The sequence below is a fragment of the Micromonospora chersina genome, from assembly GCF_900091475.1.
In the GTDB taxonomy this organism is placed as follows: Bacteria; Actinomycetota; Actinomycetes; order Mycobacteriales; family Micromonosporaceae; genus Micromonospora; species Micromonospora chersina.
The window spans coordinates 5,423,985-5,442,246 of sequence record NZ_FMIB01000002.1; the positions used below are offsets into that span (position 1 = coordinate 5,423,985).

Below are 18,262 nucleotides of genomic sequence, written 5' to 3' on the forward strand. Positions count from 1 at the left end.
CTCTACACCTAGCACAGCCGCGAAGCATGCGATCTCCTGCGGGTCGGCGCACCCCCGAAGCTCTCGGCGGTCAGCCCGTCACCCCTGCCAAAGGCCCACGCCGCACCGCAGTTTCCACAGGTCGCCGCAGACGGCGAGACCTGCTCACCGACGTTGGTGAGTCGGGAAACCGACCGGCTGCTGTGTCACAGACTCCCGCGACGCGTCCCTGCGAGGCGGGTGCACCGAGGCCGCCCGGCCACCTGTCTTCGACTCCGGGCAGCCCCGGCCTATCGAGGGAAGGAATCCATTGAGCGACACCACCGACGTGACGTCGGATGTTTCCAACGTCGCTGGCGATGCCACCACTGCCGCCCCCACACGCCGTCGGCGCAGCGGTACCGGCCTGTCGGCGATGCTGCTGCCTGAGCTCCAGAGCCTGGCCGCGTCGCTCGGTATCTCCGGTACGGCTCGCATGCGCAAGGGCGAGCTGATCAGTGCGATCACCGAGCGGCAGGGCGGCGCCGCCGCCGGAACCCCTCGACCGCGGGCCGAGGTCGCGGCCGCGGCCGCTCCCGCCCGCGAGGAGGTGCACGCCGAGGTCCGCGAGGAGCGGGCCGAGACCGAGCGGCGCACCGCCGAGCCGGCGCCGGCGGCCGAGGCGACCGAGGGCCGCACCCGTGGCCGCCGGAGCCGGGCGGCCACCACGGCCGCCGAGGCGCGGCCGGCCGAGACCCGTGCCGAGGAGGCTCCCGCCGAGACGGGCGAGCGGGCCGAGCGCGGCGAGCGGGCCGAGGGCCGGGGCCGTGAGCGGGCCGAGCGCGGCGGCGAGCGTGCCGAGCGTGCCGAGCGCGGCGGCGAGCGTGCCGAGCGCGGTGAGCGTGGCGGTGACCGGGCCGAGCGCACCGAGCGGGGCGAGCGTGCCGAGCGCACCGACCGTGGCGAGCGCAACGAGCGCACCGACCGGGGCGAGCGCGGCGACCGCAACGAGCGCACCGACCGCGGCGAGCGCAATGACCGGGGTGACCGCAACGACCGGGGCCAGCGCGCGGAGCGCAACGACGACGGTGACGACGACGGCGAGGGCGGCGGCCGGCGCGGCCGGCGCAGCCGGTTCCGGGACCGCCGGCGGGGCCGCGGCGAGCGCGCCGAGGGCGGCGACGGTGGCGGCCGCGAGCCGCAGGTCGGCGAGGACGAGGTGCTCGTCCCGGTCGCCGGCATCATCGACGTGCTCGACAACTACGCCTTCGTCCGGACCACCGGCTACCTGGCCGGCCCGAACGACGTGTACGTCTCGATGTCCCAGATCAAGAAGTACGGCCTGCGCCGCGGCGACGCGATCACCGGCGCCGTGCGGGCCGGCGCCCGGGAGGGCGAGCAGCGGCGCGACAAGTACAACCCGCTGGTCCGGCTCGACACCATCAACGGGATGGAGCCGGACGAGGCGAAGCGCCGACCGGAGTTCTACAAGCTCACCCCGCTGTACCCGCAGGAGCGGCTGCGGCTGGAGACCGAGCCGCACATCCTGACCACCCGGGTCATCGACCTGGTCATGCCGATCGGCAAGGGCCAGCGGGCGCTGATCGTCTCGCCGCCGAAGGCGGGTAAGACGATGGTGCTGCAGGCGATCGCGAACGCGATCACCCGCAACAACCCGGAGTGCCACCTCATGGTGGTGCTGGTCGACGAGCGGCCGGAAGAGGTCACCGACATGCAGCGGTCGGTGAAGGGCGAGGTCATCGCGGCCACGTTCGACCGTCCGCCGCAGGACCACACCACTGTGGCGGAGCTGGCGATCGAGCGGGCGAAGCGCCTGGTCGAGCTGGGCCACGACGTGGTCGTGCTGCTCGACTCGGTGACCCGGCTCGGCCGGTCGTACAACCTGGCGGCGCCGGCCAGCGGCCGGATCATGTCGGGTGGTATCGACTCCACCGCGCTCTACCCGCCGAAGCGCTTCCTGGGCGCGGCGCGGAACATCGAGAACGGTGGCTCGCTGACCATCCTCGCGACGGCGCTGGTGGAGACCGGCTCGATGGCCGACACGGTCATCTTCGAGGAGTTCAAGGGCACCGGCAACGCCGAGCTGAAGCTGGACCGGAAGATCGCCGACAAGCGGGTCTTCCCGGCGATCGACATCAACCCCTCCGGCACCCGCAAGGAGGAGGTCCTGCTCGCGCCGGAGGAGCTGGCGATCGTCCACAAGCTCCGCAAGGTGCTGCACTCGCTGGACTCGCAGGCGGCGCTCGACCTCCTGCTGGACCGGCTCAAGCAGTCCCGCACGAACATCGAGTTCCTGATGCAGATCGCGAAGTCCACCCCGGGCGAGTGAGCTGAGGGATCTCCCGACGAGGGGCACGGCCTGCTGGCCGTGCCCCTCTTCGCGTACCGGGCAGGGGAGCGGGTGAAGTTTTTCTTCGGTTAAGCCGGAGGGTATTGAAACTTCTGTTCAGTCTCGGGTTGACTGTGGTCCATGCGAATCCGCAGTCGATCCGCCCGTCTCGCCGGCGTCCTGCTGCTGACGCCGCTGCTCACCCTCACCGCTCCGGTTCCGCCCGGTGCGGCGGCGGCCGCGGCCGAGCCGCGTACCCCCGCCGAGGACGCCCCGGCGGCGTCCTCACGTCCCGACTCCGCTGTCGCCCTCGCCGACGGGACCGGCCTGGAGCCGGCCGGCGGCCTGGAGACCGCGAAGACCAGCCGTCCGGTCGCCCCCGGACTCGACCTGACCTCCTTCGACCGCTACGACGCCGACGGCTGGCTGCGGGCCGACGCCCTCACGGCCGACCTCTCCGGCGGCGTCACCGTCGACTACGTCAACTCCGGCGCGGTCACGCGCGACGAGCCGCTGCGCGCGGCCGTGGACCGCTCCCGCGCGGTAGCCGCGGTCAACGGAGACTTCTTCGACATCAACAACTCCGGCGCGGCGCAGGGCATCGGCATCCGCTCCGGCGAACTGGTCCAGTCGCCGGTCGCCGGGCACACCAACGCCGCCGCGATCAGCGCCGAGGGGCTCGGCCGGGTCATCCAGGTCGGCTTCGAGGGCACCGCGAGCCTGCCCGCCGGTCCGGTGCCGCTGACCCAGTTCAACAACATGGTGCAGCGCGACGGCGTGGGCGTCTTCACCCCGCTCTGGGGCTCGTACACCCGGAAGCGGGCCGTGGAGGGCGGCGCGCGGGTGGCCGAGGTGACGGTGACCGGCGGCCGGGTCGCGACAGTGGCCGGCACGGCGGGGGAGGGCCCGATCCCGGCCGGGACCACGGTGCTGCTCGGCCGGGAGGCCGGCGCCGACGCGCTCGCCGCGCTGCGTCCCGGCGACCCGGTCGACCTGACCTGGCGGCCGAAGGCGTCCGACGGCAGCAGCCCGCGGGCGGCGGTCGGCGGCGGCAGCGTGCTGGTCCGCGACGGCGTGGTGCAGACCATCGCCGACCAGAGCCTCGCCCCGCGCACCTCGGTGGGGTTCTCCGCCGACGGCCGCAAGATGATCATGCTGACCGTGGACGGCCGGCAGGTGGACAGCCGCGGCGTCACCCAGACCGAGATGGGCCGCATGATGGTCGAGTTGGGCGCGTGGAGCGCGCTCAACCTCGACGGCGGCGGCTCCTCGACGCTGCTGGCCCGGGAGCCCGGCGCGGCGACCGTCCAGGTGGAGAACAGCCCCTCCGACGGCAGCGAGCGACCGGTGCCGAACGGCCTGGCCATCTACGCGGCGCAGGGCAGCGGCCGACTCACCGGCTACTGGCTGGAGACCGCGAGCGACCCGACCGCCGCGCCCGGCGTCGCCCCCATCCGTGGCGGCCGGCCGGACCGGGTCTTCCCCGGCCTCACCCGCCGGCTCACCGCCGCGGGCTACGACGAGACGTACGGCCCGGCCGCCGGCGCCCCGCACTGGCGGGCCAACCCCGCCGCGCAGGGCACCGTGGACGACGGGGTGTTCCGGGCCGGCCGGCCCGGCCGCAGCACCGTCACCGCCTGGCGCGACGAGGCCAGCGGCACGCTCGACCTGACCGTGCTGGGCCCCCTGGCCCGCATCGACTCCACGGTGGACCGGCTCGGCCTCAACCAGGAGGGCGACACCGGACTGTTCGGCGTGGTCGGCTACGACGCGGAGGGGAACACCGCGCCGATCGAGCCGGCCGACCTGAAGCTGGAGTACGACGAGGACCTGCTCGCCGTCACCCCCACCGCCGACGGCAACCTCTCCGTCCGGGCGCTCGGCGGCACCGGCGCGGCGCTGGTCACCGTCACGGTCGGCGCGAAGACCACAGTCCTCCCGGTCACCATCGGGCTCACTGACGTGCCCGTGGCCGGCTTCGACGACGCCGCCTCCTGGAAGTTCAGCCAGGCGCGGGCCAGCGGCGCGGTCGCGCCGGCGCCGGGCCACACCGGCACCGGCCTGAAGATGTCGTACGACTTCAGCCAGTCCACCGGCACCCGCGCCGCGTACGCGGACCCGCCGGCCTGGATCGAGGTGCCCGGGCAGCCGCAGGCCTTCGGCATGTGGATCAAGGGCAACGGCACCGGTGAGTGGCCCAGCCTGCACCTGCACGACGCCCAGGACACCCAGTTCGTGCTGCGTGGCCCCTACCTGACCTGGACCGGCTGGCGGTACGTCGAGTTCACCGTCCCGCCCGGCGTGCAGTACCCGGTCCGGGTCCGCCGGTTCTACGTGGCCGAGACCGACCCGGCCAAGCAGTACAAGAGCGAGGTGGTCATCGACGACCTGGTGGCCCGGGTGCCCCCGACGGCGCAGGCCCCGGAGGAGCCGAACATCACCGACCGGGTGGTGCTGCGCGACGGCACGGTGGACGCTGCGCCCTGGCGCTTCGCGGTCATGTCCGACGCCCAGTTCGTGGCCGCCGCCCCGGACAGCGACCTGGTCGCCCAGGCCCGCCGCACCCTCCGCGAGATCCGCGCGGCGAAGCCGGACTTCCTGGTCATCGACGGGGACTTCGTGGACACCGCGTACCCGGCGGACTTCGCGCTGGCCAAGCGGATCCTGGACGAGGAACTGGGCGGCGAGCTGCCGTACTACTACGTGCCCGGCAACCACGAGATCATGGGCGCCCCGATCGGTAACTTCCGGAGCGTGTTCGGGGACACCTCGCGGGTCTTCGACCACCAGGGCACCCGGTTCCTCACCCTGAGCACGGCCACCGGCTCGCTGCGCGGCGGCGGGTTCGACCAGGTGGAGCTGCTGCGGAAGACGCTCGACGCGGCGGCCGCGGACCCGGCGGTCGGCTCGGTCACCGTGCTCTTCCACCACCCGCCCCGCGACCCCAGCCCGGCCAAGGCCAGCCAGCTCGGGGACCGGAAGGAGGCCGCCCTCGTGGAGCAGTGGCTGGCCGACTTCCAGCACCGCACCGGCAAGGGCGCGCTCATGGTGAACGGGCACGTCGGCACGTTCCACGCCGACCGGGTGGACGGCGTGCCGTACGTGGTCAACGGCAACTCGGGCAAGGACCCGTCCACCCCGGCCCAGCTCGGCGGCTTCACCGGCTGGACCGAGTTCGGCGTCGACCCGGTGACCCCGCAGGAGGCCGAGCAGGCCCGCCGGGACCCGCTCGCCGAGGGGCCGCGCTGGATCGCCGCCGAGTTCCACGCCCACGTCGACCGGCTCGCCCTGGCCGCCCCGGCCGAGGTCGCGGTCGGCGCGCCGGCCACCGTCACGGCCACGCTCACCCAGCCCGCCGGCCGTACCGTCCCCGTGGCCGCCCCGGTCAGCGCGGACTGGTCCGGCTCGCCGAACCTGCACATCGGCACCGCCGACGGGGTGAAGCCCTGGCACGTGGCCCGGTTCGACCCGGCGACCGGGCAGCTGACCGCGCTGCGTCCCGGCGGGCAGGTGCTCCTCGCGGTCACCGTGAACGGCGTCCGCACCGAGGCGACGGTGGCCCTCACGGCGGCGGCGGAGGCGCCCGCCGCCTGACCGGCCCGGGGGCGCGGAAGGTGCGTCCGTGCCCCCGGCCGGTGGCCCCGCCGGCGGGCTCCTCGACCTGGGGGAGGAGCCCGCCGGCGGAGGCACGTCAGAAGTCGCCCTCGGCGACCTGGAAGACGGTCAGGCCGAGCGAGCGCCACATCCGGACCACCTGCTGCCGGTCGTCGAAGACACCGACCACCCGGTACCGGTCCTTGATCTCCCGCTCGTAGATCTCATGCTTGACCACGGCGTCCTTGCGGTGGTCGCCGACCGCCCGCAGGTGCAGCGCCAGGTAGGGCACCTTGACGTGCCGGGCCAGCCACGCCTCCGTGTCGGGCCGGGCGGTGGCGTCCCGGCCGGAGCAGAAGACCACGCCGTGCCCGGCCGCGTGCATGGCCCGCACCGCCGCGATCACCGCCCCGTTCGGCGCGTCCTCACCGACCCGGGTCATGTCGTACGGGCTGCGCGACACGTTCAGCGCCACCGTGCCGTCGATGTCGACGAGCACGATGTCGGGGCGCTCGGCGGCCTCCCGCTCCACCCGCGCCGGGCCACCGGTCCGGGCCGTCGGCACCGGCAGCGGTAACGGGCGGTTCGCCAGGTAGCGCTCGTGCAGCCGGCGGATCGCCGCCTCGCCCACCCGGTCGGCCTCGGGGCGTGCGGCGTCCCGGCGCAGGCACTCCTCCAGCGGCACGTCGGTGAAGTCGTGCACCTCGAACGCCGCGCCGTGCCGGGCGGCCAGCTCGGCCCAGTCCCGCAGGGTGCGCGAGCGCAGGTTGGTGTCGTCCACGCAGACGCTCACCCGGGCCGCCAGCAGCGCCTCCACCTGGGCCCGCTGCGCCCGGCTGACCTGCCCCTCGGCCCACTGGGTGAAGAGCCGCTCGCCGTGCAGCATCCGGCGCAGGTCGTCCCGGTTGACCCGGACCACGCCGGGCTGGAGCCGGCGGGCGAAGGTGGTCTTTCCGGAAGCGGGCAGCCCGCGGGTGGCGATCAGGCGGAACATCCCGTACCTCCCGTTCATCCCTCGGCCACTCCACGAATGCCCGCCCGGCGCGCGGGAATGCGTACCGGGCGGTGAGCGTTACCCCTGCCGGACCTGGTGTGCGGCCCGCTCGACGGGTCGGTGGAAGCCCATGGCACACTGGTCAATCGGCCACCGGTTCCGGTTCACGCCCGAGCCCGTCGAGACGACGGGGAGCACGACGGCGACCCGGCGACCACCGACGAAAGGACCGAGGCGACATGAAGCCCAACATCCACCCGGAGTACGTGACCACCGAGGTCCGCTGCTCCTGCGGCAACACCTTCACGACCCGCAGCACCGCCAAGGGCGGTTCGATCAGCGTCGAGACCTGCAGCGCCTGCCACCCGTTCTACACCGGCAAGCAGCGCGTCCTGGACACCGCCGGTCGGGTCGCGAAGTTCCAGCAGAAGTACGCCAAGGTTCAGGCCAAGAAGGCCAAGTAGCTCCGTCGACGACGCCCGTGTCCGGCTCCGTGCCGGGCGCGGGCGTTCGTCCGTTTCCGCCCTGTTCCGTCCCTCCCCGCCCGGTCGCCGTCGAAGGAGCACCCGCAGCATGAGCAGTGAGCGCCTGGCCGCCCTCCTCGACGAGTACGCCGAGCTGGAGCAGCGGCTGGCCGACCCCGCCATCCACGCCGACCAGGGCACCGCCCGACGGGTCGGCCGGCGCTACGCGGAGCTGGTCCCGCTGCACAAGGCCGCCGGTGAGCTGGAGCAGGCCCGGGCCGACCTGGCCGCCGCCCGCGAGCTGGCCGCCGAGGACCCGGCCTTCGCCGCCGAGGCGGAGGCCATCGCGGCGTCCCTGCCGGCGCTGGAGGAGCGGCTGGCCGAGCTGCTCATCCCGCGTGACCCGCACGACGCCAAGGACGTCATCGTCGAGATCAAGGCCGGCGAGGGCGGCGAGGAGTCGGCGCTGTTCGCCGGCGACCTGCTGCGGATGTACACCCGCTACGCCGAGCGGCACGGCTGGGTCACCGAGGTGATCGACGCGCAGGACTCCGACCTCGGCGGGGTCAAGGACGTCTCCCTGGCGATCAAGACCAAGGGCGTGCCGGAGGGCGGCAACGGGGTCTGGTCCCGGCTCAAGTGGGAGGGCGGCGTGCACCGGGTGCAGCGCGTCCCGGTGACCGAGTCGCAGGGCCGGATCCACACCAGCGCGGCCGGCGTGCTGGTGCTGCCCGAGGCCGAGGACGTGGACGTCACCATCGACCCGAACGACCTGCGGATCGACGTGTTCCGCTCGTCCGGGCCGGGCGGCCAGTCGGTGAACACCACCGACTCGGCGGTCCGGATCACCCACGTGCCCACCGGCATCGTGGTCTCCTGCCAGAACGAGAAGTCGCAGCTGCAGAACCGCGAGCAGGCGATGCGCATCCTGCGGGCCCGGCTGCTGGCCGCAGCCCAGGAGCAGGCCGACGCGGCCGCCTCGGACGCCCGCAAGGCGCAGGTGCGCACCGTGGACCGGTCGGAGCGGATCCGCACCTACAACTTCCCGCAGAACCGGATCACCGACCACCGGATCGGCTACACCGCGTACAACCTCGACCTGGCGCTGGCCGGCGAGCTGGACGGGGTGCTCGACGCGCTGACCGAGGCCGACCGCGCGGCCCGCCTGGCCGGGGAGACGGAACTCAGCCGCCGCTGACCGGCCCCGCGTCAGCAGGCGCGGAGGCGGTCCTTGGCGCGCAGCATCTCCCGGTCGGCCAGTTCGAAGGCCGCGCCCAGCGCCTCCCGGACGCTCACCCCGGTGCCCCCGTCGACCTCGGCGAAGCCGATGCTCACCCCGACCGGGGTGCCGGGGACCAGCGACTCCCAGTCCTCGGTGTGGACGGCGGCCTGGATCCGCCGGGCCACCTCGACGGCCTCCGCCATGCCGGTCTCGGGCAGCACCACCACGAACTCGTCGCCGCCGTAGCGGGACACGAAGTCGCCCCGCCGCATGACCCGGTTGATCACCCCGGCGATCCGTTGCAGCACCAGGTCGCCCGAGTGGTGCCCGTGCCGGGTGTTCACGGCCTTGAACCCGTCCAGGTCGCAGACGCCGATCACCACCCGTTCGCCACGGGCCACCACCGCGCCGATGTAGCGCTCCAGCCGGCGCCGGTTGGGCAGCCCGGTGAGGGGGTCGGTCAGCGCCTCGCCCTCGTACCGGGCGGCCTCGCGGCGCATCTCCTCGTGGTCGATGCGGGCGGCGATGCCGTCGATGTAGACGTCCCGCAGCCGGTCGCTGCGCTGTGCGGCCAGCCGGAACGCGTGCCGGTCGGCCCGGTGCGCGGCGGCGTGGTCACCGGCCCGGGCCAGCGCCACGCTGCGCAGCCGGGGCGCCTCGGCTGCGCCCAGCGTCTCGTCGGAGACGCGGATGGTGTCCAGCCGGGCGACCGCCTCGATGGGGCGCCCCTCGGCGACGGCCAGGCAGACCTGGCCGAGCTGGCGCAGGTCACGGGCGCGGGCGCTGTCCCCGCCGTGCCCGAGCAGCCGGGCCGGGTCGGCGTCTCCGCCGGAGTCGACCCGGTCGCCGAGCGCCGCCCGCCGGGCCGCCGCGTAGCCGTAGGCGGCCAGGCTGCTCGGCCGCAGGTTCCCGGCCCGCCCGGCGCGCAGGAACCGCGCCAGGTCGCCCGCCACGTCGCGGAGCACCCGGAGGCAGCCGTCGCTGTCGCCGTTGTGGTCCAGCGCCACGGCGTTGCGCAGCCGGATGCCGGGCGCGGCGAAGGTCTCCTCCGGGATGCCGGCGGTCAGCCCCACCTGGCGGGCGCGCTCGATCGCGCCGAGCGCGTGGCCGTGGAAGCTCAGGTAGGAGTAGGCCATGGCCAGGTCGTGCCAGCCCCAGGCGGTGTCCCGGTCCGGGTCGTCGTCGGCGCCCAGCGCCCGGGCCGCCCGGACCAGATGCGTGACGCAGCGGTCGAGCGCGCCCTGGTGGTGGGCGGCGAGCGCCGCGAGGGCGTTGAGGTGCCCGTGCAGGTAGGGCTCGGCCAGGTCCCGGACGGCGGCGGAGGCCTCCTCGATGGCCCGGGTGAACTCGGCCGTCCGACCGAGATTGATCAGCGCGGAGAGGCGCTGCACCAGCGCGTCGGCCCGCGCGCACGGGTCGGCGGTGGTGCGGATGACCCGGTCCAGCAGGGCGCACGCCTCCGCCGAGCGGCTGGCCTCCTGCAACGCCCGGGCGCGCCGGAGGGCGTCAACCTGGTCGTCGACCCGGTCGAGCCAGCCCACTCGCGACCTCCCTGTGTGTGCGTCCGGACGCACCCGCTCGTGAGGTGACCCGCGACGCTTCATGATTATGTCGTGACCTCCCTACCGCAACACCCGTCCGAAGGGTCAGAACGCGAGCGCCCCTCGCGGGCGGTCGCCCGGGCGGCCCGGGCCCTCGCGGCGGCGGGCGTCGAGGCGCCCCGCGCGGAGGCCGAGTTGCTGGCCGCGTACGTCCTGGAGGTGCCGCGCGGCCGGCTGGCACTCGCCGACGGCCTGACCCCGGCGCAGCGGGACCGCCTCGACACGCTCGTCGACCGGCGGGTGGCCCGGGAACCCCTCCAGCACCTCACCGGCGTCGCCGGGTTCCGGCACCTGGAACTGGCTGTCGGCCCGGGCGTCTTCGTGCCCCGGCCGGAGACCGAACTGCTGGCGGGCTGGGGGATCGAGCAGGCGCGCCGGTCGCCCGCGCCGCTGGTCGTCGACCTGTGCAGCGGCTCCGGCGCGATCGCCCTGGCGGTCGCCCAGGAGCTGCCGTCGGCCCGGGTCGTGGCGGTGGAACGGTCGCCGGCGGCGCTGGACTGGCTGCGCCGCAACGCCGCCGGGCGGGCCGCCGCGGGGGACTGCCCGATCGAGGTGGTCGCCGCCGACGTCACCGACCCGGAGCTGCTCGCCGACCTGGTGGGCCGGGTCGACGTGCTGCTCTGCAACCCCCCGTACGTGCCCCGGTCGGTCGTGGTGCCGCCCGAGGTGGCCGGCCACGACCCGGACGAGGCGGTGTTCGGCGGCGCGGACGGGCTGGACGTGATCCGCCCGGTGGTGGGCCGGGCCGCCGCGCTGCTGCGCCCCGGCGGGGTGCTCGGCGTCGAGCACGACGACACCCACGCCACGGCGGTGCCCGCGCTGCTCGCCGCCGACGGCCGCTACGAGCGGGTCGAGGAGCATCGTGACCTGGTCGGGCGGCCCCGGTACGCGACCGCGTCCCGCCGGGCGGACGGCCACCACGCCGACCCCGCCCCGGCGTGGCAGACTGGCTCCTCGTGATGCTCTACGACTGTCGGTCGCCCGCCGACCGGGACCGCGGCATCGCCGCTGCGATCGAGGCGGTCAAGAACGGGGAACTCGTCGTCCTGCCGACCGACACGGTCTACGGCATCGGCGCCGACGCCTTCACCCCGTACGCGGTGAAGGCCCTCGCGGACGCCAAGGGTGGCGCCCGGCAGGCGCCCCCGGTGCTCATCGGTTCCCGGCACACCCTCGACGGCCTGGTCTTCTCGCTGCCCCGCTCGGCCCGCGAACTGGTCGAGGCGTTCTGGCCGGGCGCGCTGACCATCGTGGTGGAGCACTCGCCGAGCCTGGCCTGGGACCTGGGCGACTCCAGCGGCACGGTGGCGGTGCGGATGCCGCTGCACCCGGTGGCGCTGGAGGTGCTGCGGGAGACCGGGCCGATGGCGGTGGCCTCGGCCAACAAGGTCGGCCAGCCGGCCGCGCTCACCGCCGAGGAGGCCCGCGACCAGCTCGGCTACGGCGTCCGGGCCTACCTGGAGGCCGGCCCGGCACCGGACCCGGTGCCGAGCACCATCGTCGACCTGACCGGCGAGGTGCCCCGGGTGCTGCGCCAGGGCGCGGTGAGCCTGGAGAAGCTGCGCGACGTGGTGCCGGACATCCTCGACGAGCGGGGGGTCTGAGTGCCCCCGTTCACCGTCCTGCACGTGTGCATGGGCAACATCTGCCGGTCCCCGATGGCCGAGCGGCTGCTGGTGCTCGCCGTCCGGGAGCGGCTGGGCCGGCTCGGCGTCGACCCGGCCAGCTCGGACGAACTGGTGCACAGCCACAGCGCCGGCACCGGCGGCTGGCACGCCGGTGAGGAGATGAACCCGCCGGCGGCCCGGCAGGTGACCTCGCGCGGCGGCGCGGTGGACGGGTTCGCCGCCCGGCGGCTGCGTTCCGACCTCATCGACGCCGCCGACCTGGTCCTCACCGCCACCGCCGACCAGCACGAGTACGTGGTGGCGCTGCGCCCGGACGCCGCCGCGCGCACCTTCGTGCTGGGCGAGTTCGGCCGGCTCCTCGGCACGGTGGACCGGGCCGGGCTGCCGCCCGTGGAGCCCACCCCGGAGGCCGTCTACGCCCGGGGCGTGGCGCTGGTCGAGGCGGCGGACGCGGCCCGACAGGGCAGCGCCGCGCTGCCGACCGACGACCTCGACGACCCCTGGGGCCGGGGCGACCAGTGCTTCAGCCGGGTGGCCGACGAGATCGAGGAGACCGTCCAGCCGCTGGCCGCCGCGCTCCTTCCCTGAGGTTCATCCTTTCTCGCGAACTTCCTGCGCGTTTCGCCGAAGATTGCGGCGAAACCGCCGATTCCGGTCATTCTGAACGGGTCCGTACGGCCGGCTCCTGCGGGGAGAGCTGATGAACCGGGCCCATCTCAACAAGCTGTTCACCGTCCTGCTCGCCGGCGTGCTCGCCGGGCTGGCCCTGGGCGCCGCCGCGCTTCCGGCGGCGCTCGTCTTCGGGCTCGGCTTCAAGAACCTGATGCCCTACGCCGCGCTGCCGGAGTCGCTGAAGACGCCGCAGCCGGCCCAGCGCTCCAACCTGTACGCCAGCGACGGCCGCACCCTGATCACCTCCTTCTACGTGGAGGACCGGGTGGACGTGCCGGTCGAGGAGGTGGCGCCGGTGATGAGGCAGGCCATCGTTGCCGCCGAGGACGTCCGGTTCTACCAGCACCACGGCGTCGACGTGCGCGGCGTGGCGCGCGCCTTCACGGCCAACCGGCGCGACGGCACCCGGCAGGGCGCCTCCACGCTGACCATGCAGTACGTCCGCAACGCGCTGGCCGGTGACCCCCGGCTGACCGAGGAGCAGCGGGCCCGGGCCACCGAGATCACCGTCGGCCGCAAGGTCCGCGAGATGCGGTACGCGCTGGCCCTGGAACGCCGGATCAGCAAGGACGAGATCCTCGGGCGCTACCTGAACATCGCCTACTTCGGCGCGGGCGCGTACGGCATCGCGGCGGCCAGCAAGCGCTACTTCTCCACCACGCCGGCCCAGCTCACCCTGGCCCAGTCGGCACTGCTCGCCGGGCTGGTCCGCTCACCCGACACCGACGACCCGATCAACGGCGACGCCGACGCGGCGCTGGGCCGCCGGGCGTACGTGCTGGACCGGATGGTGGAGACCGGCCAGGTGGCCGAGGCGGACGCGGCCCGGGCCAAGGGCGAACAGCTCGACCTCAAGCCCAGCGCCACCCCGAACGACTGCGCCGCGGTGCCCGCCGGGCACAACGACTGGGGCTTCTTCTGCGACTGGTTCACCCAGTGGTGGAACGCCCAGCCCGCGTTCGGCAAGACGGTGGACGAGCGGCAGCGCACGCTGCGCCGGGGCGGCTGGTCGATCGTGTCCTCCCTCGACCCGGACGTGCAGGCCAAGGCCATCGAGCAGGTGCTGCGGATCTACCCGGTCACCAACCAGCGGGCCGCGCCGACCGCCGTCGTGCAGCCGGGCACCGGCCGGGTGCTGGCCATGGCGGTGAACCGCAACTACAGCGTGGCCCCGAACCCGGACGCCCGGCAGAACTATCCGAACACGGTGAACCAGCTGGTCGCCGGAGGCCCGGGCATCGAGGGCTACCAGGCCGGCTCGACCTTCAAGCTCTTCGCCCTGCTCGCCGCGCTGGAGTCCGGGCTGCCGCTGAGCACCGAGTTCGACTCGCCCCGCGTCTTCGTCACGAAGTATCCGATCGACGGCGGCCCGGCGAGCTGCGGCGGCCACTGGTGCCCGGAGAACGCCAACCCCGTCTGGATGGACGGCGACCGCACCATGTGGGACGCGTTCGGCCGGTCGGTGAACACCTACTTCGCCTGGCTGACCGAGCAGGTCGGCGCGGACCGGGTGGTGGAGATGGCCGAGCGGCTGGGCATCGTGTTCCGCTCGCCCGAGGACGCCAGGCTGGCCCGGGACGGCGCGAAGAACTGGGGGCCGTTCACCCTCGGCGTCTCCTCCACCACCCCGCTCGACCTGGCCAACGCGTACGCCACGGTGGCCGCCGAGGGGACCTGGTGCCGGCCCACCCCGGTCGCCTCGATCACCGACCCCACCGGGCGGAAGATAGCGGCCGGCAATCCGGACTGCCGCCAGGTGCTCGACACCGAGGTGGCCCGGGCGGCGGCGGACGCGGCCCGCTGCCCGGTCGGTGACCAGTCGATGTACCGCCGGTGCGACGGCGGCACCGCCGAGCAGCTGGCGCCCGGCCTGCGCCGCCCGCTGGCCGGCAAGACCGGCAGCTCGGAGCGGAACGCCACGGAGACCGTGGTCGCCTTCACCCCGCAGCTCTCCGTGGCCACCATCGCCGCGAACCCGGACGACCCCCGGGACGCCGTCGGCGGCGGGGTCCAGGTCCGCCAGATCGAGGCCGTGGGCCGCCTCCTCGCGTGGGCCCTGCGGGACCAGCCGGTCCTGGACTTCGTCCCGCCGGGCCAGACCGTCGCCTTCCAGCGGACCAGCCCCCGCACCGGCGACTGAGGGGGTCAGTGGTGGCCGGGGCGTTCGGCGCCGCGGGCGATGTTGCGGGCCATGCCGCCGAAGACGACGGCGTGGAACGGGGCGACCGAGGCCCAGTAGAGGTGGCCGGGGAGGCCGTGCGGGAGGAAGACGGCGCGCTGCACGTAGCGGCTGTGGCCGTCGCCGGCCGGCTCGACGCGCATCTCCAGCCAGGCCCGGCCGGGCAGCCGCATCTCGGCGCGCAGCCGCAGCAGCTCGCCCGGCACGATCTCCTCGACCCGCCAGAAGTCCAGCGCCTCGCCGACCTGGAGGTGGTGCGGGTCGCGCCGGCCCCGGCGCAGCCCCACCCCGCCGATCAGCCGGTCCAGCCAGCCCCGGACCGACCAGGCCAGCGGGAACGAGTACCAGCCGTGCTCGCCGCCGACCCCCTCGACGACCCGCCACAGCGCGGCCGTCGGGGCGTCCACCGCCCGCTCCCGCACGTCGGTGTACGCCGTGCCGCCCGACCACTGCGGATCGGTGGGCAGCGGCTCGGCCGGGGCGTCCGGCCCGCTCGCGGTCGACCACCGGGTCTCCACCTGGCCGTCACGGACCTTCGCCAGCGCCAGGGCGACGGACTGGTCGAAGCCGGTCAGCCCGCCCGGTGGGTCGGGCACGTACCGGGCGATGTCGTGCTCGTGGGCGACCGCCTCGTGGACCAGGCTCTCCACCAGCGGCCGGGCGATCGAGTTCGGCACCGGCGTCACCCAGCCGACCCAGTACGAGGAGAGCGACGGGGTCAGCGGCCGGACCGGCAGGATGATCCGCCGGCGCAGCCCGGCCACCCGCGCGTACCGCTGCATCATGTCCTGGAAGGTGAGCACCTCCGGGCCGCCGATGTCGAAGGCCCGGTTCACCTCGGCCGGCAGGTCCGCGCAGCCGACCAGGTAGCGCAGGACGTCGCGGACGGCGATCGGCTGGATCCGGTTGCGCACCCAGCGTGGCGTGACCATGCCCGGCAGCCGCTCGGTCAGATAGCGCAGCATCTCGAACGAGGCCGAGCCGGACCCGATGATCACGGCGGCCCGCAGCACCACGGCCGGCACCCCGCTGGCCAGCAGGATCCGGCCGACCTCCGCGCGGGACCGCAGGTGCGCCGACGGGACCTTCCGGTCCGCCGCCGGCTCCGGCCCGCCGAGGTAGACGATCCGGCGTACGCCCGCGGCGCGGGCCGCCTCGGCGAAGTTCTCCGCCGCCTCCCGGTCGGCCGTCTCGAAGCCGCGCTGGCCGAGCGAGTGGACCAGGTAGTACGCCACGTCCACGCCCTCGAACGCGGCCGGCAGCGTCTCCGGTTTCCGCAGGTCGCCCTCGGCGATCTCGGCCCGGGACGCCCACGGCACGTCGCGCAGCCGCCCCGCCTTGCGGGCCAGGCAGCGGACCGTGTGCCCGTCGGCGAGCAGCCGGGGCGCGAGGCGGCCACCGATGTAACCCGTGGCGCCGGTGACGAGGCATCTCACGGCTTCCAGTCTGGGGCTCCGTAGACTCCTTCGCTGTGGAGAACGCGAGGAACACCTTCTGGGGGCCGGACTTCCAGCAGCTCAGCACCGTCGATCCGGAGATCGCCGAGGTGGTGCTGGGGGAGCTGGCGCGGCTGCGCGGTGGGCTGCAACTGATCGCCAGCGAGAACCTCACCTCGCCCGCCGTGCTGGCCGCCCTCGGCTCCACGCTGACCAACAAGTACGCCGAGGGCTACCCGGGCCGGCGCTACTACGGCGGCTGCGCCGAGGTGGACCGCGCGGAGGAACTCGGCATCGCCCGGGCGAAGGAGCTGTTCGGGGCCGAGCACGCCAACCTCCAACCGCACTCCGGCGCGAGCGCCAACCTGGCCGCGTACGCGGCCCTCGTGCAGCCGGGCGACACCGTGCTGGCCATGGACCTGCCGCACGGCGGGCACCTCACCCACGGCAGCCGGGTGAACTTCTCCGGCAAGTGGTTCCACCCGGTCGGCTACGCGGTGCGGCCGGACACCGAGCTGATCGACTACGACGAGGTCCGCGACCTGGCCCTCGCGCACCGGCCGAAGCTCATCATCTGCGGCGCGACGGCGTACCCCCGGTTGATCGACTTCGCCCGGTTCCGGGAGATCGCCGACGAGGTCGACGCCTACCTCATGGTGGACGCGGCGCACTTCATCGGCCTGGTTGCCGGCCGCGCCATCCCGTCCCCGGTGCCCTACGCCGACGTCGTCACCTGCACGACGCACAAGGTGCTGCGCGGCCCGCGCGGCGGCATGATCCTCTGCCGGGAGTCGCTGGCCGCCCGGATCGACAAGGCGGTCTTCCCGTTCACCCAGGGCGGCCCGCTCATGCACGCGGTCGCCGCCAAGGCGGTAGCGCTGCGCGAGGCCGCCCAGCCCGAGTTCCGGGCGTACGCGTCCCAGGTGGTCAGCAACGCGCAGGCGCTCACCGACGGGCTGGCCGCCGAGGGCATGCGGCCGGTCTCCGGCGGCACCGACACCCACCTGGCGCTGATCGACCTGCGCGAGACCGGGGTGACCGGCGCCGCGGCCGAGGCGCGCTGCGACGCCGCCGGCATCACCCTGAACAAGAACGCCATCCCGTACGACCCGCAGAAGCCGATGGTCGCCTCCGGCATCCGGGTGGGCACGCCGAGCGTCACCACCCAGGGCATGCGCGAGGGGGAGATGCGCCGGATCGCCGCGCTGATCGCCCGGGCCGTGCGCACCGACCCGGAGTCGCCCGGTGGCGCGGACGAGCTGGGCCGGATCGCCGGCGACGTGACCGAGCTGGTCGGCGCCTTCCCGGCGTACCCCCGTGGCTGAGCCGGGGACGCGCGCGGCGGAGGCGACCGCGGACCGGGGCTGGCGGCTGCGCCACCTGCCCGTGCTGGTCATCGCCTCGGTGCTGCTGGCCGCGGTGGCGGCGGTGGCCGGCGGGCTGGCCCGGGGCGCGGACGGCGCGCTGGGCGCGGCGGCCGGGGTGGCGGTCACCGCGGCCAGCTACACGGTCACCACCGTCGTGCTGGCCTGGGCCGACGCCCGGGACCCGCAGCTCGTGCTGCCGTTCGGGCTCGGCCTCTACATCGCCAAGATGACAGTGCTCGCCGGGGTGATGGTGCTGGTCGGCGCGAGCGGCTGGGCGGGTCTCATCCCGTTCTGCCTCGGCATCGCGGCCGGCGTGCTGGTCTGGACCGGGGTGCACATCTGGTGGCTGGCCACGGTGCACGCCCGGCGCGTCCACACCTGACAGCTTCCCATCCTTCGGACGCGCGCCGGTGTGTCCGCGATCGGTCATTCTCTCAGTGGCGGAGGGGGAGTAGCGTGCCTCCAGACGACTTCGCCCACCCGTGTCCCACACAACCAGGTTGTGCGGGGGGTGAGGCACAGCCTCTTCGGCTCGACTGATATCGTTCGCCCCGTCATGGCCGGTGACCAGAAACCCCCCAGCGCTGGCGGCCCGGGCGACGTTCCGCCCGGTGCCGGTCAGGGTTGGACCGCGCTCTCATACCTCATCGGGGGCATGCTCGTCTGGGGTTTCATCGGCTGGCTGGTCGACCGTTGGCTCGACACCGGCGGCGTCGCCACCGGCATCGGGATCGTGCTCGGCATGGCCGGGGGAATCATCCTGGTCGTCCGCCGGCTGGGCACGCCTACTTAGGAAG

At 74.4% G+C, this 18,262-nt stretch carries 14 protein-coding genes; 11 read left to right on the forward strand and 3 right to left on the reverse strand.

What is annotated here, in order from left to right:
* The first annotated feature begins 289 nt into the window (after positions 1-289).
* Positions 290-2,308: a transcription termination factor Rho gene (gene rho, locus GA0070603_RS25280; RefSeq protein ID WP_091318707.1), complete on the forward strand. Its 2,019-nt coding sequence runs from the start codon at positions 290-292 to the stop codon at positions 2,306-2,308.
* 141 nt (positions 2,309-2,449) lie between these two features.
* Positions 2,450-5,902, forward strand: a complete 3,453-nt coding sequence (locus GA0070603_RS25285) for a phosphodiester glycosidase family protein (protein WP_091318710.1) — start codon at positions 2,450-2,452, stop codon at positions 5,900-5,902.
* Positions 5,903-5,999: 97 nt separating this feature from the next.
* On the opposite strand, the gene GA0070603_RS25290 is transcribed toward GA0070603_RS25285, so the two are convergent.
* Positions 6,000-6,896 (reverse strand): phosphatase domain-containing protein, encoded by an 897-nt coding sequence (locus GA0070603_RS25290; RefSeq protein WP_091318713.1) that lies wholly within the window; start codon positions 6,894-6,896, stop codon positions 6,000-6,002.
* 239 nt (positions 6,897-7,135) lie between these two features.
* Here GA0070603_RS25290 and rpmE point away from each other — a divergent pair, with 239 nt between their 5' ends.
* On the forward strand, positions 7,136-7,360 hold the full coding sequence (gene rpmE, locus GA0070603_RS25295) for a 50S ribosomal protein L31 (protein ID WP_091262200.1): 225 nt from the start codon (positions 7,136-7,138) through the stop codon (positions 7,358-7,360).
* Positions 7,361-7,469: 109 nt separating this feature from the next.
* Positions 7,470-8,558, forward strand: coding sequence for a peptide chain release factor 1 (gene prfA, locus GA0070603_RS25300; RefSeq protein ID WP_091318716.1), 1,089 nt, complete (start codon positions 7,470-7,472; stop codon positions 8,556-8,558).
* Positions 8,559-8,569: 11 nt separating this feature from the next.
* Here the strand turns inward: prfA and GA0070603_RS25305 are convergent, their stop codons facing one another.
* Positions 8,570-10,123 (reverse strand): GGDEF domain-containing protein, encoded by a 1,554-nt coding sequence (locus tag GA0070603_RS25305; RefSeq protein WP_091318719.1) that lies wholly within the window; start codon positions 10,121-10,123, stop codon positions 8,570-8,572.
* Between the two features lie 72 nt (positions 10,124-10,195).
* Here GA0070603_RS25305 and prmC point away from each other — a divergent pair, with 72 nt between their 5' ends.
* The 4 genes from prmC to GA0070603_RS25325 all read left to right on the forward strand — a co-directional run bounded on the left by prmC (position 10,196) and on the right by GA0070603_RS25325 (position 14,623).
* On the forward strand, positions 10,196-11,143 hold the full coding sequence (gene prmC / locus GA0070603_RS25310) for a peptide chain release factor N(5)-glutamine methyltransferase (protein WP_091318721.1): 948 nt from the start codon (positions 10,196-10,198) through the stop codon (positions 11,141-11,143).
* Positions 11,143-11,787: an L-threonylcarbamoyladenylate synthase gene (locus GA0070603_RS25315; RefSeq protein WP_091322297.1), complete on the forward strand. Its 645-nt coding sequence runs from the start codon at positions 11,143-11,145 to the stop codon at positions 11,785-11,787. Before prmC ends, GA0070603_RS25315 begins: the two co-directional genes overlap by 1 nt.
* On the forward strand, positions 11,788-12,399 hold the full coding sequence (locus tag GA0070603_RS25320) for an arsenate reductase/protein-tyrosine-phosphatase family protein (RefSeq protein ID WP_091318724.1): 612 nt from the start codon (positions 11,788-11,790) through the stop codon (positions 12,397-12,399). It begins immediately after the preceding gene.
* 112 nt (positions 12,400-12,511) lie between these two features.
* The gene (locus GA0070603_RS25325) at positions 12,512-14,623 is read left to right on the forward strand and encodes a transglycosylase domain-containing protein (protein ID WP_091318727.1); all 2,112 of its coding nucleotides are present in this window, start codon (positions 12,512-12,514) and stop codon (positions 14,621-14,623) included.
* Positions 14,624-14,628: 5 nt separating this feature from the next.
* On the opposite strand, the gene GA0070603_RS25330 is transcribed toward GA0070603_RS25325, so the two are convergent.
* A complete protein-coding gene (locus GA0070603_RS25330; protein ID WP_091318729.1) occupies positions 14,629-16,098 on the reverse strand; it encodes an SDR family oxidoreductase in 1,470 nt (489 codons plus the stop codon).
* Between the two features lie 35 nt (positions 16,099-16,133).
* Here GA0070603_RS25330 and GA0070603_RS25335 point away from each other — a divergent pair, with 35 nt between their 5' ends.
* From GA0070603_RS25335 to GA0070603_RS25345, 3 genes are all read left to right on the forward strand, one after another.
* Positions 16,134-17,423, forward strand: coding sequence for a serine hydroxymethyltransferase (locus GA0070603_RS25335; RefSeq protein WP_091318732.1), 1,290 nt, complete (start codon positions 16,134-16,136; stop codon positions 17,421-17,423).
* The gene (locus GA0070603_RS25340; RefSeq protein ID WP_091318735.1) at positions 17,416-17,847 is read left to right on the forward strand and encodes a Cg1360 family ATP-synthase-associated protein; all 432 of its coding nucleotides are present in this window, start codon (positions 17,416-17,418) and stop codon (positions 17,845-17,847) included. The genes GA0070603_RS25335 and GA0070603_RS25340 overlap by 8 nt, the downstream gene beginning before the upstream one ends.
* Positions 17,848-18,021: 174 nt before the next feature.
* Positions 18,022-18,258: an AtpZ/AtpI family protein gene (locus GA0070603_RS25345; protein WP_091322298.1), complete on the forward strand. Its 237-nt coding sequence runs from the start codon at positions 18,022-18,024 to the stop codon at positions 18,256-18,258.
* The last annotated feature ends 4 nt before the right edge of the window (positions 18,259-18,262 follow it).